Source organism: Amycolatopsis sp. YIM 10 (genome assembly GCF_009429145.1).
Taxonomy (GTDB): Bacteria; Actinomycetota; Actinomycetes; order Mycobacteriales; family Pseudonocardiaceae; genus Amycolatopsis.
Window position 1 is genome coordinate 5,580,251 of sequence record NZ_CP045480.1, and the last position, 26,088, is coordinate 5,606,338.

Consider the following 26,088-nt stretch of genomic DNA (forward strand, 5'->3'; position numbering starts at 1 on the left):
ACCCGATCTCGGGATTTTTCAGCGGCCCGTCCAGGTCGGCTTTTCACCGGCCACGAACGACCGCACGCCGTTGGCGAAGTCCTCGCTGCCCCACACCCTGGCGACCACGTCGTCGTCGGGCACCAGCAGCCGCCGTCGCATGCGGCGGACGATCTCCTTGCTCGCCCACTGGGTCAGCGGCGCGTTCCGCCGGAGATCGGTGAGCACCCGCTGAAGCGCCTCGTCCAGTTCCTCCGGTGGCGCCAGTTCGGTCAGCAGTCCCGCGTCCCGCGCGGCGGTGGCGTCCAGCAGGCGCCCGCGCAGCAGCAGGTCCAGTGTCGGTCCCGGGCCGACGTGCCCGACCAGCAGGGAGATCGTGTTGGCGGACAAGCAGTTCCCGAGCGTTCTGGCGATCGGCACGCCGAAGCGGGCGCCGGTGTCCGCGACCCGCAGATCGCACGCCGCGGCGAGCGCCAGTCCCCCGCCCGTGCAGGCTCCGCGCACCACGGCCACGGTCGGTTTCCGGATCGCTTCGAGCCGGTCGACCACCCGCCCGATCGAGGCCTCGTAGTCGATCCCGTCCTGCCCGGTGCGGAACTCGGTGAACTGCCGGATGTCCGTGCCCGCGACGAACGCCTTGTCCCCGGTGCCGCGCAGCACCAGCACCCGGACGGCCGGATCGGCGTCCGCCCGTTCGCAGGCCGCATACAGCCCTTCGTACATCGCGAAGGTGAGCGCGTTGCGGGACTCGGGCCGGTTGAACGTCACAGTCAGCACGTCGTCTTCGAGTTCGACGAGCAGATCGTCACCGGGATCGGCGATGGGCGCCGGCGCGAACTCGGCGAGCACCTTTTCGGTGTGCTCACCGAAATCCGGCCCGGCGGTGTCCCGGCGCGCCGGCGTGCGGGAGAAGCGCATGGGCGAGCCGAGCTGGCGCACCTGCCCGGCCACCGGGTGCTCGGTGTCCCAGAAGAACCCGCGCCGGGTGAGGTGGTCGTCGGTGAACACCTCGGTGTAGTCCGAAATCGGGGCGCACGGCACCCCGGCCGCGGTCAGCGTCGCGACCAGTTCCGCGGTGGTGTGCTCCCGCGTGGTGCGCTCGATCTCCGGGATCAGTTCACCGCGCAGTTCCAGCCGCGAGGTGCTGCTCTCGTAGCGCGGATCCTCGTACAGGTCCTCCCGGCCGAGCGCCTTGGTGAACGCGGCCCAGGTGTTCGGCGTGATCGCGCCGACGGTGACCCAGCCGTCGGCCGACTGGACCGCCTGGTACGGCGCCTGCGACTGGTGGGCGGTGCCGTGCCGCTCGCCGGGCTCGCCGGTGGCGAAGTAACGCCCTGCCTCCCACACCGCGAGCGAAACTCCGGACTCCAGCAGGGAAACGTCCACGTGCTGGCCTTCGCCGGTCCGGTCGCGGTGACGCAGTGCGGCGGTCACGGCCAGCGCCACGTACAGCCCGCAGGTCAGGTCGCAGACCGGCACACCGACCTTCGCCGGCCCGGCGCCGGGATCACCGGTCACCGACATCAGCCCGGATCGCGCCTGCGCCATGATGTCCAGCCCCGGCTGGTCGGCCAGCGGACCGTCCTGACCCCAGCCCGAAGCGGAGGCGTAAACCAGTCCCGGATTTTCGGCCAGCAGTTCGTCCGGGCCGAGGCCCAGGCGCCGCATCGCGCCGGGGCGCAGGTTCTCCACCACCACGTCCGCCGCGGCGGCGAGCCGGAGGAACGACGCGCGGCCCGCCTCCGACTTCAGATCCAGCTCGACGGCTTCCTTGTTCCGGTTGAGCCGCAGGAAGGTGCTGCTCACCCCGTCGATGAACGGGCCGGTGGTGCGGACCGGGTCGCGTGCCTCGCGCGACTCGATCTTGATCACCCTGGCGCCCAGGTCGGCCAGCTGCGCGGTGGCGAACGGCGCCGCCATGAACACACCGACCTCGAGCACCGTGATGCCGTGGAGCGGGCCCGTCACCTTGCCTCCCCGATCAGTTCGACCGGATGCCACGCCGTGCGGCGGGCTCCGTGGAAAATCTGCTGGCGGCACGACACCCCGGTGGCGGCCACCACGGTGTCCTCCGGTTCCGCGGCCAGCGCCGGGAACAGCCGGTCCCCGCCGACGGCCATCGACAGCTCGTAGTGTTCGGCCTCGAACCCGAAGGATCCGGCCATTCCGCAGCAACCGGCGTCCAGCTCGACCACCTCCGCGCCGGGGATCCGGCGCAGCAGCTCGACCGTGGCCGCGGTACCGACTTCGGCCTTCTGGTGGCAGTGCCCGTGGTACAGAATGCGCCGCCCGGCCAGCCAGGAATCCTCGCGCAGCGGCAATCTGCCCTCGTCGATCGCCTCGGTGAGCAGTTCCTCCACCTGCCGCACGCGTCCGGCGACCTCGGTGGCGGGCGCGTCACCGGGGAACAGCGCCAGGTGCTCGTCGCGGAGGGTGAACAGGCACGACGGCTCGCAGCCGACGATCGGCCCCGGCTGCCCGGCGAGCGTGGTGATGAGCTTGCGCGCCTTCTGCCTCGCGTCGTCGACCAGGCCCTTGGACAGGCTCGACCGGCCGCAGCAACCCCCGCTGGACAGCCGCACGGCCCAGCCCGCGTGTTCCAGCAACCGGATCGCGGCCTCGCCGATCGCCGGTTCGGTGTAGGTGGTGAAGGAGTCGGCGAGAAAGGTCAGTGACCCCTGGCTCCCGGTGCCGCCGCGATCCCGCCCGCGGAACCAGCGCACCAGGTTGCGGCGGGCGAACCGCGGCAGCGGGCGCGCCGCGGTGATGCCCGCCCGGCGTTCGGCCAGCTTCCGCAGCGGGCCGATCCGGCCGGGCAGGTTGGACAGCGGCGCGGTCGCCGAACCCAGCCGGTTGAGCGCCCTGATCGCGCCGAAGATCCGCGACCGCAGCGGCGTCCCGTGCAGATCGTGGTGGTGCGCCAGGGTTTCGGTCTTGAGCGTGGCCATGTCCACGCCCATCGGGCACTCGCTCTTGCACGCCTTGCACATCAGGCACAGGTCGAGGATCTCGTGCAGCCTCTCGTCCCCGAGCGCCCCCTTCGGGTCCTTTTCGGACAGTGCCTTGACCAGTGCGTTGGCCCGGCCGCGGGTGGAGTGCTCCTCGTCCTTGGTGGCGATGTAGGACGGGCACATCGCGCCGGTGGTGCTCTTGCGGCACAGCCCGATGTTCATGCAGCGGTCGGCCGCGCCGCGCATGCCGCCGACCACCTCGAAGTCCAGCCGGGTGCGCAGTTCGGGAGCCGGTGGCAGGGCGCGGTCACGCAGGTTCTCGGTCATCGGCGGCGCGTCCACGATCTTGCCGGGGTTCAGCACCCCGTCCGGGTCGAACAGCGCCTTGACCTCGCGCATGGCTTCGTACAGCTCGTCGCCGAAGATGTCGCGGTTGAACTCGCTGCGTGCCAGGCCGTCGCCGTGCTCGCTGGAGTTGACCCCGCCGTACTCGGCGACCAGGTCCTTGATCTTCTCCGCCACCGCGCGCATGGTCCGCACCTGCGCCGGGTCGGCGAGGTCGACGAACGGGCGGATGTGCAGGCAGCCCACCGAGCAGTGCCCGTAGAACCCGGCCAAAAGCCCGTGCTCGTCGAGGATCTCCTTGAACCGCCGGGTGTATTCGGGCAGGTGCCTGGGTTCGACCGCGGTGTCCTCGACGAAGGCCAGCGGCCGCTTGGTGCCCTCGCTCGCCGCCATCAGCAGGCCGAGGCTGGACTTGCGCACCTTCAGCAACGCGGTCTGCTCGGCCGGGGTGATCGCCCGAAGCGTGTGGTAACCGTGGGAGTTGCGCTGCCACAGCTCGCTCAGCTCGTCGAGCTTCGCGACCAATTCGGTTTCGTCTTCGCCGGTGAACGACACGAAGAGCAGCGCGTCCGGATCACCGCGCAGGATCGAGCCGAGCCCGGCGTACTCGATCTTCTGCCGCGACAGGTCCAAAATGGTCCGGTCCATCAGCTCGACCTGGGCCGGGGCACAGGACAGCGCGTCCTCGGTGGCCGCGATCGCGCCCGCGGTGGTGGTGAAGTGGCCGACCGCGTACACCGTCTTCTTCGGCTTGGGCACCAGGTCGACCACCGCGCGGGTGGCGATGACCAGCGTGCCTTCCGCGCCGACCACGAACTTCGCCAGGTCGAAGGGCGTGTCGCCGAGCAGCCGGTCGAGCCGGTAACCGCAGGCGCGGCGCCAGAACGGCGGGAACCCGGTTTCGATGGCCTGGCGGTTCTCCCGCACCAGTCCGGGCAACCCGGCGTGGATCCGTCCTTCCAAAGTGGACTCTCTGGCCCGGCGGGCGCGTTCGGTCTCGTCGACGGGTTCGAGCCGGGCGGTGGATCCGTCCGACAGCACCACGTCGAGCGCGCGCACGTGGTCGATCGTCATGCCGTAGGTCAGCGAGCCGCTGCCCGCCGAGTTGTTGCCGATCATGCCGCCGATGGTGGCGCGGTTGCTGGTGGAGGTGTCCGGGCCGAACATCAGGCCGTGCGCGAGGGCCGCCTGGTTGAGCTGGTCCTGCACCACACCGACCTCGACCACGGCCGTGCGCGCCACCGGGTCGATCTCGATGATCCGGTTCATGTGCCGGGAGAAGTCGAGCACCACGCCCGGCCCGATGGTCTGCCCGGCGAGGCTGGTGCCCGCACCCCTCGGCACCACCGGCACACCCGCCGCCCGCGCCGCGCGCACCACGGCCACCACGTCTCCGGCGTGCTTGGGAAAGACCACCGCGCGCGGCGTGATCGAGTACATGCTGGCGTCCCGCGAGAACAGGTGCCGGGTGTACTCGTCGGTCCTGACCTCGCCCTCGATACCTTCCCGCAGCGCGTCTTCCAGTGCTGCCGTCATCACGCCACCGAAAGCCGGTCGAGCGCGGCGTTGACCCCGTCCGGCCGGATCGGCACGCCGGACAGGGCCAAGCCCATCTGCACGCCCGACAGCGTGCCCGCCAGGCTCAGATCGTTGAAGGAGCCGAGGTGCCCGATCCGGAAGATCCGCCCGGCCAGCTTGCCCAGCCCGGCGCCGAGCGACATGTCGAAGCGGTCCAGGATGAGCGCGCGGATCTTGTCCGCGTCATGGCCTTCGGGCACGATCACCGCGGTCAGCGCGGCGGAGTGCTCACGCTCGTCGGCGCACAGCACCTCCAGGCCCCAGCCCGCCACCGCCGCGCGCGTCGCCTCGGCGTGCCGGAGGTGACGGGCGAAGACGTTGGGCAGGCCCTCCGCTTCCAGCAGCCGCAACGCTTCCCGCAGGCCGTAGAGCAGGTTCGTGGCCGGGGTGTAGGGAAAATAGCCGCGGTCAGCGGCGTCGAGCAGCGGCCGCCAGTCCCAGAAGGACCGTGGCAGCTTCGCTTTCTCCGACGCGGCAAGGGCTTTGTCGCTGATCGCGTTGAAGCTCAGGCCCGGCGGCAGCATCAGGCCCTTCTGCGAACCGGCGACGGTGACGTCGACGCCCCATTCGTCGTGCCGGTAGTCGATGGACCCGAGCGAGGAGATGGTGTCCACCAGCAGCAGCGCCGGGTGCCCGGCGTCGTCGATCGCGGCCCGGATCTCGGCGATCCGGCTGGTCACGCCGGTCGAGGTTTCGTTGTGCACCACGCAAACGGCCTTGATCTCGTGCGCGGTGTCGCGGCCGAGCCGGTCGGCGACCTCAGCCGGGTCGACACCGTGGCGCCAGTCCCCCGGCACGAAGTCGACGGTCAGCCCGAGCTTGCGCGCCATGTCCTGCCACAGCGTGGCGAAGTGCCCGGTTTCGAAGCAGAGCACCCGATCGCCGGGGCTGAGCGTGTTGACCAGCGCGGCTTCCCAGGCGCCGGTGCCGGACGCGGGATAGATCAGCACCGGGTTCGTGGTGCGGAAAACCGGCTTCAACCCGGCGAGCACGGTCCGGCCGAGTTCCCCGAACTCCGGTCCTCTGTGGTCGATGGTCGGCGCGGCCATCGCCCGGAGCACCGAGTCGGGAACGTTGGTGGGGCCGGGAATCTGCAGGAAATGCCTGCCGCCCGCGAAACTCATTGGCCGGTCCTCTCGGACGTGTCCACATTACGGAATCCAACTACCGCTATGTGAACCCTAGCCCGGCTCCACCGGTGCAGTCGAGCGTTTCGACCGGCACCGGCCAAGCCTTGACGGCCAGTGTGACCGCGACCATACTCGCTCCTTACGGAACGCAAATTCCATAATGCGGAAGTCGACCCGGTTGTCATCGCCGACCCTGGGAGTACGCATGTCGGTCCAGCTCATCATGATCGCCACGCTGGTGGCGGTTTTCCTGATCGCCACCGTGCTCCCGGTGCACATGGGCGCGCTCGCCTTCGTCGCCGCCTTCGCGGTGGGCACCCTGGTGCTCGGCGAGTCCAGCGACGACATCGTCGGCGGCTTCCCCGGCGACCTCTTTGTCATCCTGGTCGGGGTCACCTACCTGTTCGCCATCGCCACCAACAACGGCACGGTCAACTGGCTGGTGCACCGGGCGGTGCGCCTGGTGCAGGGCCGGATAGCGCTGGTGCCGTGGATGATGTTTCTGGTCACCGCGGTGCTCACGGCGGTCGGCGCGGTGGTGCCCGCGGCGGTGGCGATCATCGCGCCGATCGGCATGGGCTTCGCCGTCCGGTACCGGATCAACCCGTCGCTGATGGGCTTGTTCATCATCAACGGCGCCAGTGCCGGCGGGTTCTCGCCGATGAGCATCTTCGGCGGCATCGTCAACGGCGTGGTCACCCGCAACAACCTGCCGGGCAACCCGTTCCTGCTGTTCGTCAGCTCGTTCGTGTTCAACGTGGCGCTCAGCGTGGTGGTGTTCTTCCTCTTCGGCGGGCGGAAACTGCTCGCGCGCGGTCAGGAGACGGCGGAACTGGCCGCGGTCGGCGGTCCGTCCACCGGAGACACGCCCCCACCGGCGACCGGTGGCACCGGAACCACCGACGCCGAAGCCGAGGAGGCGGGCCGTCTCACCGTGGACCGCGCGCTCACCCTGGCCGGGCTGCTCGCGCTCACCGTCGGCGTGCTGTTCTTCGATCTGGACGTCGGTTTCACCGCGATCACCGTGGCGGTGCTGCTCTCACTGGCCTCACCGAAGAGCGCGAACGGCGCGGTGGCCCAGGTGGCGTGGCCGACCGTGTTGCTGATCTGCGGCATCGTCACCTTCGTCAGCCTGATGGAACGCGCGGGCACGATCACCTTTCTCGGCGACCAGGTGGCCGGGATCGGCATCCCGCTGCTGGCCGCGGTGATCATCTGCCTGATCGGGGCCGCGGTCTCCGCTTTCGCCTCCACCACCGGCATTCTCGGCGCGCTGATCCCGCTGGCGGTGCCGTTCCTGCTGGCCGGTGAGGTGGGCGCGGTCGGCCTGATCATCGCGTTGTCGCTGTCCTCGTCGGTGGTCGACTCGAGCCCGTTCTCCACCAGTGGCGCGCTGGTCGTCGCCAACGCCACCGAGGACACGCGCGAGCAGGTGTTCGGCAGGCTGATGCGGTGGGGGTTCAGCATGATCCTGGTGGCCCCGGCGCTGACCTGGCTGATCTTCGTCGCCCCCGGCTGGCTCTGATCCCATTCTGTCGGGGGTCTCGGCTAGCGTCGGTCCCGTGCTCACCACCTTGGCCGTCGAGAACTACCGCTCGCTGCGCGATCTGGTGCTGCCGCTGGCCAGGCTGACCGTGGTCACCGGCGCCAACGGCAGCGGGAAGTCCAGTTTGTACCGTGCGCTGCGGTTGCTCGCCGACACCGCGCGCAACGGCGCGGTGGCCGGGCTCGCGCGCGAGGGCGGCTTGCCGTCCACGCTGTGGGCCGGGCCGGAGGTGCACGGCAGGGCGGTCCGCGAGGGGCGCTCCCCGGTGCAGGGCACGCGCCGCACCAAGCCGGTCGGGTTGCGGCTCGGGTTCGCCGGTGACGAGTTCGGCTACGCGCTCGACCTCGGCCTGCCGGTTCCCGGGGAGTCGGCGTTCAACCTGGACCCGGAGTTCAAGCGCGAAGCCGTCTGGCACGGGCCGGTGCTGCGCCCGGCCGCGTTGCTGGCCGATCGCGCCGGGCCGGTGGTGCGCACCCGCGAACCGGGCGGTGGCTGGGCGGAGGACCCGCACCGCATCGGGCTGACCGACAGCATGCTCAGCGAGTACGCCGATCCCCGCGCCTGCCCCGAACTGCTGGTGGTGCGCGAGCGCATCCGGTCGTGGCGGTTCTACGACCACTTCCGCACCGACGCCGACGCCCCGGCGCGGCAGCCGCGCATCGGCACGCGGACCCCGGTGCTCGACCACGACGGCGGTGACCTGGCCGCGGCGTTGCGCACCATCCAGGAGTTCGGCGACGCCACCGCGCTGGCCACCGCGATCGACGACGCGTTCCCGGGCGCGGAGCTGAGCGTGCACAACACCGACGGGCGCTTCGAACTGCGCTTCCACCAGCACGGCCTGCTGCGCCCGCTCAGCGCCGCCGAACTGTCCGACGGCACGCTGCGTTACCTGCTCTGGGTGGCCGCCCTGCTCAGCCCGCGCCCGCCGGAACTGCTGGTGCTCAACGAACCGGAGACCAGCCTGCACCCGGAGCTGCTGCCCGCGCTCGCCGCGCTCGTGGCCACCGCCGCGAAGGAGGCGCAGATCGTGGTGGTCTCACATGCCCAGCCGCTGGTGCGCGCGCTCGAGCAGATTTCCGGCGAGGTGGCTTCGCTCGAACTGGAGAAGGAGTTCGGCGCCACCGTGCTGGCCGGGCAGGGCAGGCTGGACCGCCCGGCGTGGCACTGGCCGAAGCGCTGAAGAGAGGAAGAACCATGGGACCGCAAGAGGTGAGCGCGCACGCGCTGTCGCTGCCCGCCGCGGTGGAGGACCACCCGTTCGGCCCGGACCTGGACGTCTACAAGGTCGAGGGCAAGATCTTCGCCCTGCTGTCCACCCGGGACGAAACCGCGGCGGTCTCGCTGAAGTGCGATCCGGAGCTGGCGCTGCACCTGCGGCACGAACACCCCGCCATCACCCCCGGCTACCACCTGAACAAGCGCCACTGGAACACCGTGCTGCTGGACGGCACCGTGCCTGCCGACGAGGTGCTCGACCTGATCGACCACTCCTACGAACGCGTGATCGCCGGCCTGCCGAAGGCGGTGCGGCTACGCCTCGGCTGAGGCTTCCAGCGCGCGTAGCACGCCGTCCATCTCGTCGGTGGCCAGCCGCAGCAACTCCGCTGCCTGTTGCTTGGCCAGTGCGGCGTCGCCCGCGACGATGGCGTCGGCGACCGAAACGTAGTACGACACCCGGCCGACCTCGGCACCGAGCACAGTGGACAGTGCGTCCAGCGCCGGTTCGTAGGCGGCGCGCAGGTTGTTGAACATCAGCCGGAAGACGATCGAGTCGGCGCCGTCGACCACGTGGCTCCAGAACACCAGCGCGTGCCGCTGCTGCCCGACCGGGTCCTCGGTGTCCGAAAGCGCCGAAATGGCTTGACGCAGCGGAGTTTCCAGACTGGCACCGGCGCGGGTCGCGGCCAGCGCGGCGACCTCCTGCCCCACCGTCAGCCGCGCCTCCATGATGCTGCGGACCACCGCGGTGTCGAGCTGCCCGGCGCGGATCAGCAGGCGCGGCAACAGGTCCAGGCCCGCGTGACTGCGGTAGTCGCGCACCGTCGTGCCACCGCCCTGGCGGACTTCCACCAGGCCGGTCTGCGCGAGCCGTTGCAACGCTTCACGAACAGCTGGGCGGGAAACCCCGAGCACCTCGGCGAGTTGCCGTTCGGCGGGCAGGCTGGCTCCCGGCCCCAGCTCGCCGTCGACCACCCCGTCCACCAGTTGCTGGAACACCTCGTCGGGCACCGAGCGGCGTTCCACCCGTCTGAACGCGGTCATGCGGCCACCCTAGCAAAGGTTAATTGGTCTTACCACTTGACCACTGGCCAATCGCCGACCTACTTTCGAGGCCCGCCGACAAGGCTGACAAGGAGTCGCCGATGCCCCGCGAACAGATGACGCTCACCGACGCCGCTCGTGTGTTCCGCCGCCGCCCGTCGCCGTGGATGATCGGCGCGCTGCTGATCGCCGCCGCCCTCGCCCGGGTGCTGCGAGGCGACTGGCAGTTCAGCGATCTGCTCGTGCCCGCGGTGCTGGTCGCGGTGTTCCCGCTGTTCGAGTGGGTGGTGCACGTGACCGTGCTGCACTGGCGGCCACGCCGGATCGGCGGGCTGACCGTGGACTCGCTGCTGGCCCGCAAGCACCGCGAGCACCACGGCGATCCCCGCGACGTGCCGCTGATCTTCATCCCGTGGCAGACCCTGTGCCGGCTGCTGCCCGCGGTCACCGCGATCGGGCTGTTCGCCTTCCCCCGCCTGGAAACCGGACTGACCTTCCTGACCTGCCTCGGCCTGCTCGGTCTCGGTTACGAGTGGACGCACTACCTGGTGCACAGCGACTACAAGCCGCGCACCAGGCTCTACCGCGCGATCTGGCGCAACCACCGGCTGCACCACTTCAAGAACGAGCACTACTGGTTCACCGTGACCAGCTCCGGCACCGCCGACCGGGTGCTGGGCACGTACCCGGACCCGGCCGGTGTGCCCAGCTCCCCCACCGTCAAGGCGCTCCACGCCGACTACACGAAGTAACGCAACCAGACGTAGATCCAGGCCATCACCGTGCTCAGCAGGGTCACCACGATGCCGTACTTGGTGAACTGCCAGAAGCTGATCCGGTGCCCGGTACGGGCGGCGATGCCGATCGCCACCACGTTCGCGCTCGCCGCCACCGCCGTGCCGTTGCCGCCGAAGTCGGCGCCGAGCGCGAAGGCCCACCACAGCGCCTGCCCGGTGGCCGGGTCCGGCACCTGGGCGACCACGCCCTCCACGATCGGCGTCATCGTCGCCACGTACGGGATGTTGTCGAAGAAGGCGCCCAGCACGCTGGACCCGAACAGCAGCGCGGTCGCCGCGGCGAAGTAGTTGTCACCGAGCGCCTCGACCGCCCAGGTGCCCGCGGTGGAGATGACCCCGGTGTGCGTCAGGCCGGCCACCATCACGAACAGGCCCATGAAGAACACCAGCGTCGGCCATTCGACCTCGCGCAGCACGTCCCCGACGTCGGCGCGCGAGACCAGCACCATCACCCCGGCGCCGACCAGCGCCACCACCGACGGCTCGACGTGCACCACCGCGTGCAGGGCGAATCCGGCGACCACCCCGGACAGCACCACCAGGCAGCGCACCAGCAGTTTCGAGTCGGTGATGGCGCGGCGTTCCTGCAACGCCATCACCTCGGCCACCTGGTCCGGGTGGTACTCGAAGGAACGCCGGAACAGCACCTTGGTCAGCAGCACGAAAACGACGAAGACGACCACCACGATCGGCGCCATGTGCACCAGGAAGTCGTTGAAGGTCAGCCCGGCGCGGCTGCCGATGATGATGTTCGGCGGGTCGCCGATCAGGGTGGCCGCGCCACCGATGTTCGACGCCAGGATCTCGGCGATCAGATACGGCTGGGCGGCGATGCGCAGCCGGTTGCAGACCACCACGGTGACCGGGGCGACCAGCATGATCGTGGTGACGTTGTCCAGGAACGGCGAGGCCACCGCGGTGATCGCCATCAGCATCACCATCAGCCGGTACGGCCTGCCCTTCGACTTCTTCGCCGCCCAGATGCCCAGGTAGTCGAACAGGCCGGTCTGCTTGATCACCCCGACGATGACCATCATGCCGAGCAGCAGGAAAACGACGTTCCAGTCGATGCCCTCGTGCTCGGAGTAGAACACCTGCGAGCCGGGGATCAGGCCGAGCACGGCCATCGCGCCGGCCGCGGTGAGCACCACCGCCACCTTGTTGATCTTCTCCGTGGCGATGAAGAAGTAGGCGACGCCGAAGATCACCAGTGCCAGGATCGGGCCCAAGATCAGTCCCCGAATCCGGCCAGCGCGAGGCTGGTCAGCAGGCGTTCGAGGGTGATCGCGCCGGACAGCGTGCCGTCTCGGACGACCACCGCGAGCAGCGGGCTGTGCAGCCGGGCCATCAGCGCGGCGGCCTCCAGCAGGGTGGCGCTCTCCGGCACGGTGACCGGCTTGACCGGCTGCCGCGGCAGGCAGTCGCCGACGGTGAGATCGCCCAGTTCCTGCCAGAACCGGTCGGCGTGGTCCTCGTCCACCGCCCTGGCCAGCGCCGGGTCCTCCTGGTAGCTGCCGGGCACGGCGAGCCGCAGCACCTGCGTGCCCGGCAGCACGATCCGCGGGCGCCCGTGGTTGTCCACCACGATGAGCCCGGGCAGCCGTGCGACCGCCATCACCCGGACCGCTTTCGCCACCGGATCGGCCACGGTGACCGTGGGCACGTTCACGGCGATGTCCTTGACCAGCATGCCCAGAGTTTTCGCTGGTCGGCGCACGAAGAACATCGGAGCGAGCACCCATTCGGGGGCCGGCGCGCGGGCCCGGGCCTAGCCCGAATGGGTGCTGACTCCCATGGACACCGGCCCGGCGGCGGGTGAGGGTGAGGGGATGATCGACCGCAGTGTGGTCACCGAGGGATCACTGCGCCCCACGCAAGCTCTGTTCCGGCGGCTGCTCGTGATCAACGGGCTGCTGTTCACCGCGGGCACGCTGGTGCTCGCACTGTCCCCCGCGACCGTGTCCTCCCCGGTGCGGATCACCGAGCTGCCGGTGCTGGTGATCGGCCTGCTGCTGATCCTGGCGGCGAACGCGGTGCTGGTGCGGAGCAGCCTCGCCCCGCTCGACGCGCTGGCCACCCTGATGCAGCGGGTGGACCTGCTGCGCGCCAGCGACCGCCTCGCCGAACGCGGCAACGGCGACGTGACGCACCTGGTGCACACCTTCAACACCATGCTCGACCGGCTGGAGGCCGAGCGCAGCGAGAGCAGTGCGCACGCGCTGGCCGCGCAGGAGGCCGAACGCCAGCGCATCGCCCGCGAACTGCACGACGAGATCGGGCAGAGCCTGACCGTGGTGCTGCTCGGGCTCAAGCGCACGGTCGATCGGGCGCCCGCGGAACTGCGGGAGGAACTGCACGCGATGCAGGAGACCGTGCGGGACAGCCTGGACGAGGTCCGTCAGGTCGCCCGGCGGCTGCGCCCCGGTGTGCTGGCCGATCTCGGCCTGCAGAGCGCGTTGCACTCGCTCAGCGGCGAGTTCGGCGAGTTGCGGGTGAACCGGTGGGTGGACCACGACCTGCCGGAGCTGAGCCCGGACGTGGAGCTGGTGCTGTACCGGATCGCCCAGGAGAGCCTGACCAACGTGGCCAGGCACGCCGGGGCGTCCGAAGTGGACCTTTCACTGACCGCCCGCCACGGCGAGCTGACGCTGCGCGTGACCGACAATGGCCGGGGCGGGATCGACCACGAAGGAGCGGGGATCCGCGGAATGCGGGAACGGGCACTGCTGATCGGCGCGAAACTCACCGTCGAGTCCACTCCGGACGGGACCGACGTCTGCCTGCGGGTGCCACGTTGAGCACACGCATCCTCCTGGCCGACGACCACGCCCTGGTGCGGCGTGGACTGCGGTTGATCCTCGACGCCGAACCCGACCTGACCGTGGTCGCCGAGGCCGCCGACGGTGCCGAGGCGATCGACGCCGCCGTGGCAGGCGAGGTCGATCTGGCCATTTTGGACATCGCTATGCCGCGCATGACCGGCATCCAGGCCGCCCGCGAGATCTCCCGCCGCGCCCCGGAGATCCGCATCCTGATGCTGTCGATGTACGACAACGAGCGGTACTTCTTCGAGGCGCTCAAGGCGGGGGCCTCCGGTTACGTGCTCAAGTCGGTGGCCGACCAGGACCTGATGGACGCCTGCCGGGCGGCCATGCGCGGGGAGCCGTTCCTGTACCAGGGCGCGGTGACCGCGCTGGTGCGTGACTACCTGCGCCGCGACCGCCAGGGCGACCGGCTGCCCGACAGCATCCTCACCCCGCGCGAGGAGGAGATCGTCAAGCTGATCGCCGAGGGTCATTCGGCCAAGGAGATCGCCGGAACCCTGGTGATCAGCGTGAAGACGGTCGACCGCCACCGCGCGAACATCCTGCAGAAGCTCGGCATGCGCGACCGGGTCGCGCTGACCAGGTACGCGATCCGGGCGGGGCTGGTGGAACTGTGACCGAACGGCGCTACCGGCCGGAACTCCAGGGGCTGCGGGCGATCGCCGTGGCGCTGGTCGTCGTCTACCACGTCTGGCTCGGCCGAATCTCCGGCGGCGTGGACGTGTTCTTCCTGATCTCCGGCTTCCTGCTGACCGGTCAGCTGGTGCGGGCGCGGGCACGCGGGCCCATCCGCTTCCGGCAGTTCTGGGGCAAGGTGCTCAAGCGCCTGCTCCCGGCCGCGCTGACCGTGCTGCTGGCGGTGATCGCCGCCTCGGTGCTGCTGCTGCCGGAGGCCCGCTGGTTCCAGACCATTCGCGAGGTCTTCGCCAGCGCGCTGTTCCTGGAGAACTGGCGCCTGGCGGTGGATTCGGCCGACTACTTCACCCAGCACGACCAGTCGAGCGTGGTGCAGCACTTCTGGTCGCTGTCCATCCAGGGGCAGTTCTACCTGGTGTGGCCGCTGCTGATCGCGCTGGTCGCGCGGCGCTTCCTGACCACCACGCTGGTCGCGGTGTTCGCGGGCTCGCTGGCCTTCTCGGTGGTGCTCACCGCCGTCGACCAGCCGCTGGCGTATTTCCACTCGCTGACCCGCGTGTGGGAGTTCGCGCTCGGCGGCCTGCTCGCGTTGTTCATCGACAGGGTGCCGCTGCACCGGCTGGCCCGGGTGCTGCTGGGCTGGCTGGGCATCGCCGGGCTGATCTCGTGCGGCCTGGTGCTGACCGTCGGCGAGCAGTTCCCCGGGTACGTGGCGCTCTGGCCGCTGCTGTCGGCGGCGGCCGTGCTGCTGGCCGGGGCGAGCGGCAGCGGCTTCGGCGCCGACCGGTTCCTCGGCTCGCGGCCGATGACCTACGTCGGTGACCTCAGCTACGCGCTCTACCTGTGGCACTGGCCGATCCTGGTGTTCTACCTGGTCGCGCGCGGTCGCACGGAGATCGGGCCGGTCGGCGGCCTGGCCATCATCGGCCTCTCGGCCGGGCTCGCCGTGCTGACCCACCACTTCATCGAGAACCCGGCCCGCCAGGTGCGGGTGCGCACCTACCGGTTCGCCGCGATCGCGATGGTGCCGGTGCTGCTGGCCACCGGCGGCTGGCAGGTCGCGGCCCGCTGGAAGGCCGACTCGTACGCGCTGGCGGCCGGTGACCCCGACTACCCCGGCGCCCGCGCGCACACGCCGGGCTTCGAGTACCGGGGCGCGCCCGATCCACCGCTGACCCCGGCTTTCCTTTCCCTGCCCGAGGAATACGCGTCCACAGGGGACTGTGAGATCTCACCGCGGCACGAGGAACTGTCGGTCTGCTCGACGGAGTTCCACGATCCGCCGTCGAAGCGGATCGTGGTCGCCGGTGATTCGCACTCGCAGCAGTTCATCGCCGCGCTGCGGCCGGTGGCGGAGCAGAAGAACTGGCAGATCATCTCGATGCTGCGCGGTGGCTGCCCGTTCTCCACCGACTCCGAGAGCGTGCCGGGCGATCAGCCGTGCATCGACTGGAACGCCGCGGTGGCCGAGGAAATCCTGGCGATCGCCCCGGACGCGGTGTTCACCATCGGTACCAGGGACGCGCGGCCAGGCCTGGTCGAATGGACGCCGCCCGGGTACGTGGCCCAGTGGCGCAAGATCGCCGCGGCCGGCATCCCGGTGCTGGCCGCGCGCGACAACCCCAGGTACGACTTCTCGCCGTCGGCCTGCGTGGACGCCAACGGCCCGGCCGCGCCGGAATGCGCCACCTCGCGGGCCGACCTGTTCGCCCCGGAGCCGCCGTACCTGGGCATCGACGTGCCGCCGGAGGTGTCCTTTCTCGACTTCAGCGACTACTACTGCGATCCGGTGGTGTGCCCGCCGGTGATCGGCAACGTGCTGTTGTACCTGGACGACAACCACGTGACCGCCACCTACATGTCCACCATGGCGCCGATGGTGGAGGAAGCCGTGGAGACCGCACTGGGCTGGGCCACCGCCGACGCACCTTCCTAGGCGCAGGCCGCCGCGATGGCCGCGGTGTCCCAGTAGAACGGGCGGATCTCGGTGATCCGGCCGTGCTCCACGGTGATCGTCTGCAGGATCGGGAACTCCAGTTCGCGGCCGGTGGCCCTGGCGCGGGCACGCACCCTGGTCAGCACGACGAGCGGGCTGGTGGTGGCCAGGAACTCCTGCTCGGCCAGGTCGAAGGCGGCCCAGGTCCGGCTCATCGCCAAGAAGAAGGCGGCCAGCCCGTCGTGCCCGCGCCAGGTTCCGCCGTAGGGCAGCGCCTCCGCCTGGTGCAGCACCACGTCCGGGGCGAAGAACGGGGCCAGTGGTTCGAACGAGGCCCGGCCGGGCCCACCGGCCGTCAGGTACTCGGATTCCGCGGCGTACATGCCCCGCAGCACATCGATCGGCTGGGTTGTCGAGGTGGTCATGTCGATCACCCTGCTCCGGGCGGTTGCCCGATGCTGGCGGAAATCCGCCCTCACGGACAACCGGGGCTCGGCGGGCGGAGTTCTACCTGATGTGAGCCTGTTCGGAAGCGGTCCCAGGAGCGAGCTGGACACGGCGTTCGAGGACTTCGTCGCGGCCCGCTCGGCCGCGCTGCTGCGCACGGCCTACCTGCTCACCGGCGATCGCGGGCACGCCGAGGACCTGTTGCAGACCACGCTGCTGCGCACCGCGTGGCGCTGGCAGGCCGCTTCGGCGCAGCCGGAGGCCTACGCCCGGCGTGTGCTGGTCAACCTGTCGCGGGACCGGCGCCGCAATCTCGGCCGCCGCGTCCGTGAGCAAGCCGCGCCCGCGGAGCCACCCGCCGTCGGCGACGCGGTGCAGCGGATCGCCGAACGCGAAACGCTGCTCACGGCGTTGCGGCAACTGCCGGAACGCCAGCGCGAGGTGGTGGTGCTGAGGTACTACGCCGATCTCCCGGTCGCCGACACCGCGCTGGCCATGGGCTGTTCGGAGGGCGTCGTCAAATCCCACACCAGCCGCGCGCTGAACCGCCTCCGCGCCCTGCTCGGCGCGGCGGAAGACCGCGAGGTGCACCATGCCGAATGACCAGTTCACCGACCTGCTCCGGCGCGAACTGCACCTGAACACCGAAAACCTCGAACCTCGCGACGACCTCGTCGACACCCTCCGCGCGCGACACGGCGCCCGCGTCCGGCGCGGGCGGGTCGTCACCGGCCTGAGCGCCGTCGTGGTGGTGGCCGCCCTGCTCTCCGCGGTGTTCCTGCTGGCGCGACCCGGCGAACCGCCCGCCGCTCCCCCGGTGCTGGACCGGGTGGTCCCGCAGGCCAGAGCCGCCTTCGACGCCGCGGACGGCTCGATCCTGCACGTCAGCGGCCAAGCCGGGGAAAGCTGGTTCCTGCGCGGCGAGCGCCTCCTGCGCGTCCGTGGCGCGGAGGCCGACACGGTCTTCACCGCCACGCAGGGTGAGACGGTGAGCTACCGGAACCGCACGGTCGAGACGTACAACCGTGTGAACAGCGAAGGAATGCTGGCCCATTACGCGATGCCGGAGGGCATGTTCGACCCGAAGGTCCAGCTGAACAGCGACACGACCCTCTGGGACGGCCGGATCGACCGCGTCGGCGAGCGCGACGCCTACCACCTGACCGGCTTCTACGGCCCGGCGGACGAACCGTTCGAGATCTGGGTGGACACCGGCAACCACCTGCCCCTGCGGGTGCGCATGGCCGGGCGCTCCGCCGAGCTCGACTGGCTGCCCGCCACCCCGGGGAACCGGCGGCTGCTCACCCATGAGGTACCCGCCGACTTCGTGCGGCCGGGCTATTGACGCCCCGCCAGATGGATGCTCGCGTTCTGTGACAGGATGTGCGCGAGTGACTATCCTGGGTGCGTTTCCGACCAGCGGTGAGGAGAGCGACAACACATGTCTGCCGAGTCGACCGAATCCGATGTCGTCATCCTCGACGACGGGGTACCGACCGCCGCACGCGTCTACGACGTGATGCTCGACGGCAAGGACCACTACGAGATCGATCGCCAGGTGGCGCATGCCAGCCTCGAAGTGATGCCCGAGCTGAAGGAGATCGCCGTGCACAACCGCGCGATCCTGCACCGGGTGGTCACCTACCTCGCCGCCGAACAGGGCGTCACCCAGTTCCTCGACCTCGGCTCCGGCCTGCCGACCGCGCGCAACACGCACGAGGTGGCGCAGGAGGCGAACCCGGACGCCAAGGTGGTCTACGTCGACATCGACCCGATCGTGCTGGCGCACGGCCGGGCCCTGCTGCAGGACAACGAGAACACCAGGGTGATCACCGCCGACCTGCGCAAGCCCCGCGAGGTGCTGGACCACCCCGAGGTCAACGCCATGATCGACTTCTCGAAGCCGGTCTGCGTGATGCTGGTGGGCATCCTGCACCACCTGCTCGACGAGGAGGACCCGGGCGGCATCGTGCGCACGCTGCGCGACGCGGTCGCCCCCGGCTCGTACTTCTTCATCACCAACTTCACGCGCCTGAGCGACAGCCCGGAGAGCGAGCAGCTGGAAGAGGTACTGCTCTCGCAGCTGGGCACCGGCCGCGTGCGCACCCCGGCCGAGCTGGCCGCCTACTTCGACGGCATGGAGCTGCTCGCGCCGGGCATCGTGCCGCTGCCGCTGTGGCGCCCGGACACCATCGTCACCGACGCCACCACCATCGGCGTGCGGTTCATGACCGGTGGCGTGGCCCGCAAGAACTGAGTGGTGGTGACCGCGAGGTGGACTGCTGGACCCGCCAGTGGGGTTCGGCGGGTCCAGCAGCGAACGCGACCGGAGACCAGTGCCCGGGCTAGGAGGCCTCGGACGCGCTGTCCACAGTAATCACCGGACGGCCCTCCGGGCGAGCTGACCCCCGCAAGGTCTGGACCAGATCGCCCAGTGGTCGACCCAATCGACCAACGGCTGATCAGCGGCAGACGTAGGCGGCCAAGTGCTTGCCGGTGACGGTGACCGGGTTGGTGACGAGGTCGGCGGGGGTGCCTTGGTAGATGATGCGGCCGCCGTCGTGGCCGGGGCCGGGGCCGAGGTCGATGAGCCAGTCGGCGTGGGCCATGACGGCTTGGTGGTGTTCGATGATGATGACGGATTTGCCGGTGTCGACGAGGCGGTCGAGTAGGGCGAGTAGTTGTTCGACGTCGGCGAGGTGGAGGCCGGTGGTGGGTTCGTCGAGGATGTAGGTGCCGCCGGTGTCGGCCATGTGGGTGGCGAGTTTGAGGCGTTGGCGTTCGCCGCCGGAGAGGGTGGTGAGGGGTTGGCCGAGTTTGAGGTAGCCGAGGCCGACGTCGGTGAGGCGGGTGAGGATGGTGTGGGCGGCGGGTGTGCGGGCCTCGCCTTCGCCGAAGAACGTACAAGCTTCGGCGGCGGACATGGCGAGGACTTCGCTGATGTCGCGGCCGGCGAGGTGGTAGTCGAGGACGGCGGGTTGGAAGCGTTTGCCGTCGCATTCTTCGCAGGTGGTGGTGATGCTGGCCATGATGCCGAGGTCGGTGTAGATGACGCCGGCGCCGTTGCAGATTTGGCAGGCGCCTTCGCTGTTGGCGCTGAAGAGGGCGGGTTTGACGTTGTTGGTTTTGGCGAAGGCTTTGCGGATGGGGTCGAGCAGGCCGGTGTAGGTGGCGGGGTTGCTGCGGCGTGAGCCGCGGATGGGGGTTTGGTCGACGGTGATGACGCCGGCGTTTGTGGGTAGTGAGCCGTGGATGAGGGAGCTTTTGCCGGAGCCGGCGACGCCGGTGATGACGCAGAGCACGCCGAGGGGGATGTCGACGTCGACGTTTTGGAGGTTGTGGGTGGTGGCGCCGCGGATTTCGACGGTGCCGGTGGGGGTGCGGACTTGGGGTTTGAGGGTGGCGCGGTCGTCGAGGTGGCGGCCGGTGAGGGTGTCGCTCGTGCGCAGGCCGGCGAGGGGGCCTTGGTAGGTGATGGTGCCGCCGTTGCTGCCGGCGCCGGGGCCGAGGTCGATGACGTGGTCGGCGATGGCGATGGTTTCGGGTTTGTGTTCGACGACGAGCACGGTGTTGCCCTTGTCGCGCAGGCGTAGCAGCAGGTCGTTCATCTGCTGGATGTCGTGGGGGTGCAGGCCGATGGTGGGTTCGTCGAAGACGTAGGTGACATCGGTGAGTGCGGAGCCGAGGTGCCGGATGAGCTTGGTGCGCTGCGCTTCACCGCCGGAAAGGGTTCCGGCCGGGCGGTCCAGCGACAAATACCCCAGGCCGATCTCGGTGAACGAGTCCAAAGTGTGCTGCAGGGTGGTCAGCAAGGGCGCAACAGCGGGCTTCTTGAGCTTGCGCACCCATTCGGCCAGATCGCTGATCTGCATCGCGCACAGATCCGCGATGTTCTTCCCGTTGATCTTCGACGACCGCGCCGCCTCGCTCAGCCGCGTGCCATCGCATTCCGGGCAGGTGGTGAAGGTGACCGCGCGCTCGACGAAGGCGCGGATGTGCGGCTGCATCGCCTCCTTGTCCTTGGACAGGAACGATTTCTGGATCTTCGGGATCAGTCCCTCGTAGGTCAGGTTGACCCCGTTGACCTTGACCTTCGTCGGCTCCTTGTACAGGAAGTCCTGCAGCTCCCGCTTGGTGTACCTGCGGATCGGCTTGTCCGGGTCCAGGAAGCCGGACTCGATGAAGATCCCCACCGTCCACCAGCCGTCCACTTTGTACCCGGGAACGGTGATGGCGCCTTCACGCAGTGACTTCGAGTCGTCGAAGAGCTGGGCCAGGTCGATGTCGGACACCGCTCCCCTGCCCTCGCAGCGCGGGCACATCCCGCCGGTGCGGCTGAACGTCGCCCGCACGGTCTTCTTGTTTCCGCGCTCCACGGTGATCGCGCCGCTGGCCGTCACCGACGGCGTGTTGAACGAGTAGGCGTTGGGTGAGCCGATGTGCGGCTTGCCCAACCGGCTGAACAGGATGCGCAGCAGGGCGTTCGCGTCGGTCGCGGTGCCCACTGTGGACCGCGGGTTGTTCGTGCCCATCCGCTCCTGGTCGATGATGATCGCCGTGGTGAGCCCCTCCAGCACGTCGACCTCGGGCCGCGCCAGCGTCGGCATGAAGCCCTGGACGAAGGTGCTGTAGGTCTCGTTGATCATCCGCTGCGACTCCGCGGCGATCGTGCTGAACACCAGGGAACTCTTGCCGGACCCCGAAACCCCGGTGAACACCGTCAACCGGCGCTTCGGGATCTCGACCGTGACGTCGCGCAGGTTGTTCACCCGCGCACCGTGCACGCGGATCAGGTCATGGCTGTCGGCAGGGTGCTTGCTCTTGCTCATCGTTCCTGTCTCCATCTGCGGCCGGCCTGGTCCGGCGGCTCGAACAATACGTCCGAATCCGGCCGCCGGTGTTACCGGTCAGCCCCACTCGGCCGTTTCCGGATCGACCCCGTTCGCCTCGGCGTTCGCGAAGATCACGTCGCGCAACCAGACCGCCAGCCCGGGGGCGAACTCGTCGTAGAAGGCGGCGAACCCCGGGTCATCCGCGAAGGTGCGGCCGAGGCAGACGTGCATCGACAGCGTGCAGTCGAAGTACTTCGACTGCTGGGCGCGATGCCGCTCCGCGAGCGCGTTCGCCGCCTCGGAACCGGGCACCACCCCGGCGCGCTTCGCCGCGCCGAGGTCGGCGTGGAGCGCGTCGGCGGCGGCCGCGATCTCCTTCCAGTCCTGGGGAGTCCTGGCCGCGGCCCGCTCGGCGTACTGCGCCCACTGCGCGCTCTCGCCCCAGCGTTCCTCGGCCTCCTCGACCCACGACGGCTCCCAGTGGTCACCGAAGATCTCGACCTGCTCCTCGGCGGTCAGCCGCATGCCGCTGCGCGAAGCCATCATCATCCGGTCCACCGCGGTGACCATTTCCCGCAACCGGCTGATGCGCTCGACCAGCTCCTCGCGCTGGCGGCGGAGGTGCTCCTGCGCGTCGGCGTCCGGATCGTCGAGGATGCGGCCGATCTCGGCGAGCGGGAAGCCCAGCTCCCGGTAGACCAGCACCCGATGGATACGGGCGATGTCCTCATCCGAATACACGCGGTAACCGGCGAAGGTGCGCCCGCTCGGCCGCACCAGGCCGATGCCGTCCCAGTGGTGGAGGGTCTTCACACTGACCCCGACCAGCGAGGCCGCCCGGCCCACGGTGAGCCCACCGTGGCCGGGCGGTTCCAGATCGATCATCAGCCCAGTGTCGCGCACACCGGACCAGGCGCTCACCCGAGTGGCACCTCGATGCCCATTTCACGCAGGTTCGCCACTTCCTGACTGTCCGGGTCGAACTCACGCGCGGCGGTCATCACCACCCGTGCCCGCTCGGGGGTGATCACCTCCAGTTCCAGCGAGTTCCACGGCTTCACCACCGGCTCGGTGGTGCTCCCGGGGCGCAGTTCCTCACACCGCTGGACGATCGATTCGACCTCGCCGAGCACGCAGGAGAAGCTGACGCTCATCGGCATCGGCTCGGCGGGCTGCTCACCGGGCACCAGCAGCACGTCCTGGAACGCCCACCGCCGCAGGTGGGTCACCTGGCCGGGAGCGGAGAACAGGTCGATGAAACCGAGGCCGCGGATCCAGAAGTCCTTCGAGGCCTCGAGATCGGCCGTGGGCAGGATGACGAACATGGGCATGGGGTAGATCTCCCGGTAGGGCTCGGGAGCGGTCACACCGGGACCGGGAAGGGGTACAGGGCTTCGGTACTCACTCATGTCCTTGATCGTCAAGCCTCCTGCGGGGTCAGGGTCAAGCCCGCGCGGAATTCGCGTAGGCCGCGGGGGTGAGGCCGGTCCGGTCGCGGAAGAAGCGGCCGAAGTCGGCGGCGTCGGGAAAGCCGGGGTGGGCGGAGACGGCGCTCGCCGTCCAGCCACCGTGGCCGAGCAGGCGGCGAGCTTCGAGCAGACGCCGTTCGTCGATCACCTGCCGCGCTCCGGTGCCGGCGGCGTCCCGCGCGGCCCGGGTGAGCGTGCGGACCGAGCAGGCGGGCGGTAGTCGTCCACGTGGTGCAGTTCGCGGAAGTGCAGTTCCAGCGCGTCGAGGAACTGCCGGTGGACCGCGGCGCGACGGCCAGGGCTGCCCGGCGGTGGCGGGATATCCGGGCTGTGGGCGAGGCGGAGCAGGAGGGCCTCCTCCAGCAGGCTGCGCCGCAGGGCGTGGTGAAGGTCGAGGGGCCGCCGCCCCAGCGCGCGGTGCTCGTCGAGGAGTTGGCGGTCGGTGCGCTCGGTCCAGGGGGCGTCATCGGGTTGCGGGGTCAGGACGGCGGGCGCGTGGTGTGCGGTGACGGCGGTGAGCAGCCGGGCGGGTGCCAGCGCTGCGTGTGGCCGGGGCGTACCCACAGCCATTGGCCCGGGGAGACGGTAAGGGCCGACGTGATCGACGTCGTGCCACAGGTCGCGCCCGAGCTGGGGGTACGCACCGATGTGCCGTTCTCGAAGCTGACGAAGAAGGAACGGCACATCGTTTCGAGGGTCCTGAGACCAAGCGGACGATCGTGTACCCGGCGAAGAACGGCAAGATGTTCGAACTCAACGCCAATTACCGCAACGCGCGGGAGGCGGTCCGCGAGGCGCTGCGGAAAGCGAAAACGCAGAAGGGCCTGGACCGGGTCGACCGCTTCCTGAGCGTGCAGGTCTGCTCGGACTGCGACCGCACCCGGCTGAGCGCACAGGCCCGCTCGACCCTGGTCGACGGAATCGACCTGGCCACGGCCACCGCCAAGACGCTCGACGACCTTCTCGCCTGGCCACCCACCCTCGCCGCGACCGTGCCCTGGCACATGCGGCCGATGGCCGACAGCATCGTCTCCCAGCTGGTGGACAACGCCCAGCGCCTGGTCGAACTCGGCCTGGGCTACCTCACCCTCGGCGAGGCCACGCCCGTCCTGTCCGGCGGCGAGGCCCAGCGCCTCAAGCTCGCCGCCGAGGTCGACCGCGACCAGCGCGACGCGTTGTTCGTCTTCGACGAGCCGACGATCGGCCTGCACCCCCTCGACGTCCAGACCCTGCTCGACGTCCTGCAACGCCTGCTGGACAGCGGCGCCCCGTCCTCGTCATCGAGCACGACCTCGACGTGATCGCCAACGCGGACCACGTCGTCGACCTCGGCCCCGGCAGCGTCACCGGCCGCTACCTCACACCTTCGTGAGAATCAGCCGCCCACGCGCCGGCTGAACAGCATCACCCACGTGCCTTCCTGGCACACGACGTCGTCCTGGTTGCGCAGCCGCACCCGGGTCGTGACCGTGCCACGGTCCGGTTTGGACACTGAGGGACGCACCTCGGCGACTTCCTCCCACACCCGGATGGTGTCCCCCATGCGGATCGGCTCGAGGAAGTTCCACTCGCGAATTCCGATGAAGGCGATCACCGAGCCGATTTTCCAGCCGAGGCTCATCTCGAGCCCCACGGCGATCGCGAGCCCGCCCATGCCGTGGAAGATCCGGCCGCCGAACTGCGTGCGCTTGGCGTACTCCTCGTCGAAGTGCAGTGGAAACAGATCACCCGACCAGGTCCCGAAGGTCACCAGGTCGGCCTCGGTGACCGTGCGGCCGCGTGTCTCCCACGACATGCCCGGGCGGAGATCGTCGAGGAAGAGCGCCGATCCGTCCGCACTCGTGTTCATCGTCCGGCCTTTCCGGTCGTGGACTGGGGTTCCGCCACCTGGAGCCGCTGCCATCCGGCCATCGACTGCTTGATCTCCTCGCGCAGGAACGCGAAGAACCGGCGGGGCTCGTCCAGCCGCCGCCCGGCAGGCGAGTCCGGCCGCACTGGTCCCAGATGCCCGCCGCCGTGCAGGTCTCCGCCGCCCGCGGCCGCGTTCGACCAGCCGCACTCCCTCTTGTCGTGGCCTTGTCAGCCGGAGTCTGTCACAGATTTCACGAAATTCGTGAAGTGAGAGTACGGTCGTCGCCGGGATTCGCCGCGGTGGGGCTGCACCTGGGCTGCGCCTCGACGAACGGGGACATCGGATCGACCCGCCCGGCACAGTCGACTGGGTACGACCTGAACCGGCCTCCTGAGGTCATCGGCGGCCCGCGCACGCCACCATGGGCGACGAGAACGTCGAGGGTGAAGGAGCACGGCGGGATGAAACGCGCCAGGTGGAGGGCGGCAGTCGCGGCCGCGGTACTGGTGGCGGCGTCGGCCTGCTCAGCCGAGGGCGGCGGCGCCGACGACGACGGGAAAGCTGCCGCCGCACCGGCTCGGCCCGTGGTCACCACCATCGACACCGGGGTGAGCAGGCTGCTCGCGGTCGCGATCAGCCCCGACGGCCGTTTCGCTTATGCCGCAGCCGAATCGGAGATCGCGGTGGTCGAACTCGCCACGGCCAGGACGATCGACACCATCCCCTACGAGGCCGGCCCCAAGCAGATCCGGTTCAGCCGGGACGGGAGCCGGGCCTACGTCGCCAGCGGCACGCTCGCCGGTGGGCTGGGAACCATCGACACCGCCAGCCACAAGGTGACCGGCATCATCCCCGTCGACGGCGGCCCGCTGTACGCACTGGGCCTGTCCCCGGACGGACTGCGGATCTACGGCGCCAACACCGGTGCCGGCGCGGTGGTGGCCGAGGTGAACACCGGAGCGGTACGCGGCATCCCGCTGCCTCGCGGCGATCGCGGCGGGGTGGCGGTGTCGCCGGACGGCCGATACGCCTACTTCACCACCGACACCTCGCTCGCCCCGAGGCTGCCCGGCCCGCGGTCGGTGGCCGTCCTGGACACCACCAGCGGTGCGATCTCCGCGACCATCCCGGTGGACGCGGCGCGGCCCGCGGAGTTGACGATCTCACCGGACGGCCGCAGGCTCTACCTCGCCCACTTCCCTCCGTTCCAGGAAACCCCCAACGCCGTTTCGGTGATCGATCCCGCGGCCACCGCGCTCACCGGCACCATTCCCGTCCAAGGCCGCAGCACCGGCCTCACCCTCTCCCCCGACGGCCGCCGGCTGCACATCCTCAACGAGTCCGGCACCCTGCAGACCGCCGACACCACCAGCGGTGCGGTGACCACGACGGTCCAGGTGTCCTCCCCCGCCAACGACCTCACGATCGACCCCGGAAGCGGCAAGGCCTACATCGTCGGCGACACCAAGCTGCACGTGATCGACCTGGGTTGAAACGCGG

26 protein-coding genes are annotated in these 26,088 nt (G+C 69.8%); 12 read left to right on the forward strand and 14 right to left on the reverse strand.

Annotated features, from left to right (window positions below):
- Window positions 1-18 precede the first annotated feature (18 nt).
- Genes YIM_RS26490 through YIM_RS26500 form a run of 3 tightly spaced genes read right to left on the reverse strand, consistent with a single transcriptional unit; the run spans window position 19 to window position 5,977 of the window.
- The gene (locus YIM_RS26490; protein WP_153032915.1) at window positions 19-1,947 is read right to left on the reverse strand and encodes an enoyl-CoA hydratase; all 1,929 of its coding nucleotides are present in this window, start codon (window positions 1,945-1,947) and stop codon (window positions 19-21) included.
- On the reverse strand, window positions 1,944-4,811 hold the full coding sequence (locus tag YIM_RS26495; RefSeq protein WP_153032916.1) for an FAD-binding and (Fe-S)-binding domain-containing protein: 2,868 nt from the start codon (window positions 4,809-4,811) through the stop codon (window positions 1,944-1,946). The genes YIM_RS26490 and YIM_RS26495 overlap by 4 nt, the downstream gene beginning before the upstream one ends.
- Window positions 4,811-5,977: an alanine--glyoxylate aminotransferase family protein gene (locus YIM_RS26500; protein WP_153032917.1), complete on the reverse strand. Its 1,167-nt coding sequence runs from the start codon at window positions 5,975-5,977 to the stop codon at window positions 4,811-4,813. The genes YIM_RS26495 and YIM_RS26500 overlap by 1 nt, the downstream gene beginning before the upstream one ends.
- Window positions 5,978-6,188: 211 nt before the next feature.
- Between YIM_RS26500 and YIM_RS26505 the strand changes: the two genes are divergently transcribed.
- From YIM_RS26505 to YIM_RS26515, 3 genes are read left to right on the forward strand one after another with little or no spacing between them, the layout of a single operon-like run.
- A complete protein-coding gene (locus tag YIM_RS26505; protein WP_153032918.1) occupies window positions 6,189-7,508 on the forward strand; it encodes an SLC13 family permease in 1,320 nt (439 codons plus the stop codon).
- 37 nt (window positions 7,509-7,545) lie between these two features.
- Entirely contained in the window at window positions 7,546-8,712 is a 1,167-nt protein-coding gene (locus YIM_RS26510) for an AAA family ATPase (RefSeq protein WP_153032919.1), read from the forward strand.
- Window positions 8,713-8,726: 14 nt separating this feature from the next.
- Window positions 8,727-9,077, forward strand: a complete 351-nt coding sequence (locus YIM_RS26515) for an MmcQ/YjbR family DNA-binding protein (RefSeq protein WP_153032920.1) — start codon at window positions 8,727-8,729, stop codon at window positions 9,075-9,077.
- Here YIM_RS26515 and YIM_RS26520 read toward each other — a convergent pair.
- Complete coding sequence (locus tag YIM_RS26520; RefSeq protein ID WP_153032921.1) at window positions 9,063-9,794, reverse strand: FadR/GntR family transcriptional regulator; 732 nt, start codon at window positions 9,792-9,794, stop codon at window positions 9,063-9,065. The two genes, YIM_RS26515 and YIM_RS26520, sit on opposite strands and share 15 nt — an antisense overlap.
- 101 nt (window positions 9,795-9,895) lie before the next feature.
- Between YIM_RS26520 and YIM_RS26525 the strand changes: the two genes are divergently transcribed.
- A complete protein-coding gene (locus tag YIM_RS26525) occupies window positions 9,896-10,546 on the forward strand; it encodes a sterol desaturase family protein (protein WP_153032922.1) in 651 nt (216 codons plus the stop codon).
- Here the strand turns inward: YIM_RS26525 and YIM_RS26530 are convergent.
- Window positions 10,534-11,820 carry an SLC13 family permease gene (locus YIM_RS26530; RefSeq protein ID WP_153032923.1) on the reverse strand — a complete coding sequence of 429 codons (1,287 nt, stop codon included), beginning with the start codon at window positions 11,818-11,820 and terminating at the stop codon, window positions 10,534-10,536. The genes YIM_RS26525 and YIM_RS26530 overlap by 13 nt on opposite strands.
- Before the next feature lie 2 nt (window positions 11,821-11,822).
- On the reverse strand, window positions 11,823-12,281 hold the full coding sequence (locus tag YIM_RS26535) for a CBS domain-containing protein (protein WP_153032924.1): 459 nt from the start codon (window positions 12,279-12,281) through the stop codon (window positions 11,823-11,825).
- A gap of 139 nt (window positions 12,282-12,420) precedes the next feature.
- Between YIM_RS26535 and YIM_RS26540 the strand changes: the two genes are divergently transcribed.
- Genes YIM_RS26540 through YIM_RS26550 form a run of 3 tightly spaced genes read left to right on the forward strand, consistent with a single transcriptional unit; the run spans window position 12,421 to window position 15,988 of the window.
- On the forward strand, window positions 12,421-13,389 hold the full coding sequence (locus YIM_RS26540; protein ID WP_228004028.1) for a histidine kinase: 969 nt from the start codon (window positions 12,421-12,423) through the stop codon (window positions 13,387-13,389).
- Complete coding sequence (locus YIM_RS26545; RefSeq protein WP_153032925.1) at window positions 13,386-14,033, forward strand: response regulator transcription factor; 648 nt, start codon at window positions 13,386-13,388, stop codon at window positions 14,031-14,033. The genes YIM_RS26540 and YIM_RS26545 overlap by 4 nt, the downstream gene beginning before the upstream one ends.
- Complete coding sequence (locus YIM_RS26550; RefSeq protein WP_153032926.1) at window positions 14,030-15,988, forward strand: acyltransferase family protein; 1,959 nt, start codon at window positions 14,030-14,032, stop codon at window positions 15,986-15,988. Before YIM_RS26545 ends, YIM_RS26550 begins: the two co-directional genes overlap by 4 nt.
- Here the strand turns inward: YIM_RS26550 and YIM_RS26555 are convergent.
- Window positions 15,985-16,413 (reverse strand): nuclear transport factor 2 family protein, encoded by a 429-nt coding sequence (locus YIM_RS26555; protein ID WP_228004029.1) that lies wholly within the window; start codon window positions 16,411-16,413, stop codon window positions 15,985-15,987. The two genes, YIM_RS26550 and YIM_RS26555, sit on opposite strands and share 4 nt — an antisense overlap.
- Window positions 16,414-16,504: 91 nt before the next feature.
- On the opposite strand from YIM_RS26555, the gene YIM_RS26560 reads away from it, so the two are divergent.
- From YIM_RS26560 to YIM_RS26570, 3 genes are all read left to right on the forward strand, one after another.
- Window positions 16,505-17,038 (forward strand): SigE family RNA polymerase sigma factor, encoded by a 534-nt coding sequence (locus tag YIM_RS26560; protein ID WP_228004030.1) that lies wholly within the window; start codon window positions 16,505-16,507, stop codon window positions 17,036-17,038.
- Complete coding sequence (locus YIM_RS26565; RefSeq protein WP_153032928.1) at window positions 17,028-17,780, forward strand: hypothetical protein; 753 nt, start codon at window positions 17,028-17,030, stop codon at window positions 17,778-17,780. Before YIM_RS26560 ends, YIM_RS26565 begins: the two co-directional genes overlap by 11 nt.
- A 96-nt stretch (window positions 17,781-17,876) precedes the next feature.
- Window positions 17,877-18,692, forward strand: coding sequence for an SAM-dependent methyltransferase (locus YIM_RS26570; RefSeq protein WP_153032929.1), 816 nt, complete (start codon window positions 17,877-17,879; stop codon window positions 18,690-18,692).
- Between the two features lie 205 nt (window positions 18,693-18,897).
- Here the strand turns inward: YIM_RS26570 and YIM_RS26575 are convergent, their stop codons facing one another.
- The 5 genes from YIM_RS26575 to YIM_RS49325 all read right to left on the reverse strand — a co-directional run bounded on the left by YIM_RS26575 (window position 18,898) and on the right by YIM_RS49325 (window position 23,306).
- Window positions 18,898-21,264, reverse strand: coding sequence for an excinuclease ABC subunit UvrA (locus YIM_RS26575; protein ID WP_228004031.1), 2,367 nt, complete (start codon window positions 21,262-21,264; stop codon window positions 18,898-18,900).
- A gap of 78 nt (window positions 21,265-21,342) precedes the next feature.
- A complete protein-coding gene (locus tag YIM_RS26580) occupies window positions 21,343-22,152 on the reverse strand; it encodes a MerR family transcriptional regulator (RefSeq protein WP_153032931.1) in 810 nt (269 codons plus the stop codon).
- A gap of 32 nt (window positions 22,153-22,184) precedes the next feature.
- A complete protein-coding gene (locus tag YIM_RS26585) occupies window positions 22,185-22,634 on the reverse strand; it encodes a VOC family protein (protein WP_228004032.1) in 450 nt (149 codons plus the stop codon).
- A gap of 76 nt (window positions 22,635-22,710) precedes the next feature.
- A complete protein-coding gene (locus tag YIM_RS49320) occupies window positions 22,711-22,884 on the reverse strand; it encodes a helix-turn-helix domain-containing protein (RefSeq protein WP_228004033.1) in 174 nt (57 codons plus the stop codon).
- Window positions 22,881-23,306 carry a hypothetical protein gene (locus tag YIM_RS49325; protein ID WP_228004034.1) on the reverse strand — a complete coding sequence of 142 codons (426 nt, stop codon included), beginning with the start codon at window positions 23,304-23,306 and terminating at the stop codon, window positions 22,881-22,883. The genes YIM_RS49320 and YIM_RS49325 overlap by 4 nt, the downstream gene beginning before the upstream one ends.
- A 149-nt stretch (window positions 23,307-23,455) precedes the next feature.
- On the opposite strand from YIM_RS49325, the gene YIM_RS26595 reads away from it, so the two are divergent.
- A complete protein-coding gene (locus YIM_RS26595; RefSeq protein ID WP_153032933.1) occupies window positions 23,456-24,037 on the forward strand; it encodes a hypothetical protein in 582 nt (193 codons plus the stop codon).
- A 74-nt stretch (window positions 24,038-24,111) separates the two neighbouring features.
- Here YIM_RS26595 and YIM_RS26600 read toward each other — a convergent pair whose 3' ends face one another.
- On the reverse strand, window positions 24,112-24,585 hold the full coding sequence (locus tag YIM_RS26600) for a MaoC/PaaZ C-terminal domain-containing protein (protein WP_153032934.1): 474 nt from the start codon (window positions 24,583-24,585) through the stop codon (window positions 24,112-24,114).
- Window positions 24,582-24,731 (reverse strand): hypothetical protein, encoded by a 150-nt coding sequence (locus YIM_RS26605; RefSeq protein ID WP_153032935.1) that lies wholly within the window; start codon window positions 24,729-24,731, stop codon window positions 24,582-24,584. Before YIM_RS26605 ends, YIM_RS26600 begins: the two co-directional genes overlap by 4 nt.
- A 318-nt stretch (window positions 24,732-25,049) precedes the next feature.
- Here YIM_RS26605 and YIM_RS26610 point away from each other — a divergent pair, with 318 nt between their 5' ends.
- On the forward strand, window positions 25,050-26,081 hold the full coding sequence (locus YIM_RS26610; protein ID WP_194239748.1) for a PD40 domain-containing protein: 1,032 nt from the start codon (window positions 25,050-25,052) through the stop codon (window positions 26,079-26,081).
- Window positions 26,082-26,088: the final 7 nt, after the last annotated feature.

Bases quoted from the DNA above. Each gene is read 5' to 3' on its own strand.
- YIM_RS26495 (WP_153032916.1), bottom strand. From the start codon at position 4,811: ATGACGGCAGCACTGGAAGACGCGCTGCGGGAAGGTATCGAGGGCGAG.
- YIM_RS26500 (WP_153032917.1), bottom strand. From the start codon at position 5,977: ATGAGTTTCGCGGGCGGCAGGCATTTCCTGCAGATTCCCGGCCCCACC.
- YIM_RS26505 (WP_153032918.1), top strand. From the start codon at position 6,189: ATGTCGGTCCAGCTCATCATGATCGCCACGCTGGTGGCGGTTTTCCTG.
- YIM_RS26515 (WP_153032920.1), top strand. From the start codon at position 8,727: ATGGGACCGCAAGAGGTGAGCGCGCACGCGCTGTCGCTGCCCGCCGCG.
- YIM_RS26520 (WP_153032921.1), bottom strand. From the start codon at position 9,794: ATGACCGCGTTCAGACGGGTGGAACGCCGCTCGGTGCCCGACGAGGTG.
- YIM_RS26525 (WP_153032922.1), top strand. From the start codon at position 9,896: ATGCCCCGCGAACAGATGACGCTCACCGACGCCGCTCGTGTGTTCCGC.
- YIM_RS26535 (WP_153032924.1), bottom strand. From the start codon at position 12,281: ATGCTGGTCAAGGACATCGCCGTGAACGTGCCCACGGTCACCGTGGCC.
- YIM_RS26540 (WP_228004028.1), top strand. From the start codon at position 12,421: ATGATCGACCGCAGTGTGGTCACCGAGGGATCACTGCGCCCCACGCAA.
- YIM_RS26555 (WP_228004029.1), bottom strand. From the start codon at position 16,413: ATGACCACCTCGACAACCCAGCCGATCGATGTGCTGCGGGGCATGTAC.
- YIM_RS26565 (WP_153032928.1), top strand. From the start codon at position 17,028: ATGCCGAATGACCAGTTCACCGACCTGCTCCGGCGCGAACTGCACCTG.
- YIM_RS26570 (WP_153032929.1), top strand. From the start codon at position 17,877: ATGTCTGCCGAGTCGACCGAATCCGATGTCGTCATCCTCGACGACGGG.
- YIM_RS26575 (WP_228004031.1), bottom strand. From the start codon at position 21,264: ATGAGCAAGAGCAAGCACCCTGCCGACAGCCATGACCTGATCCGCGTG.
- YIM_RS26580 (WP_153032931.1), bottom strand. From the start codon at position 22,152: ATGATCGATCTGGAACCGCCCGGCCACGGTGGGCTCACCGTGGGCCGG.
- YIM_RS49325 (WP_228004034.1), bottom strand. From the start codon at position 23,306: ATGGCTGTGGGTACGCCCCGGCCACACGCAGCGCTGGCACCCGCCCGG.
- YIM_RS26600 (WP_153032934.1), bottom strand. From the start codon at position 24,585: ATGAACACGAGTGCGGACGGATCGGCGCTCTTCCTCGACGATCTCCGC.
- YIM_RS26610 (WP_194239748.1), top strand. From the start codon at position 25,050: ATGAAACGCGCCAGGTGGAGGGCGGCAGTCGCGGCCGCGGTACTGGTG.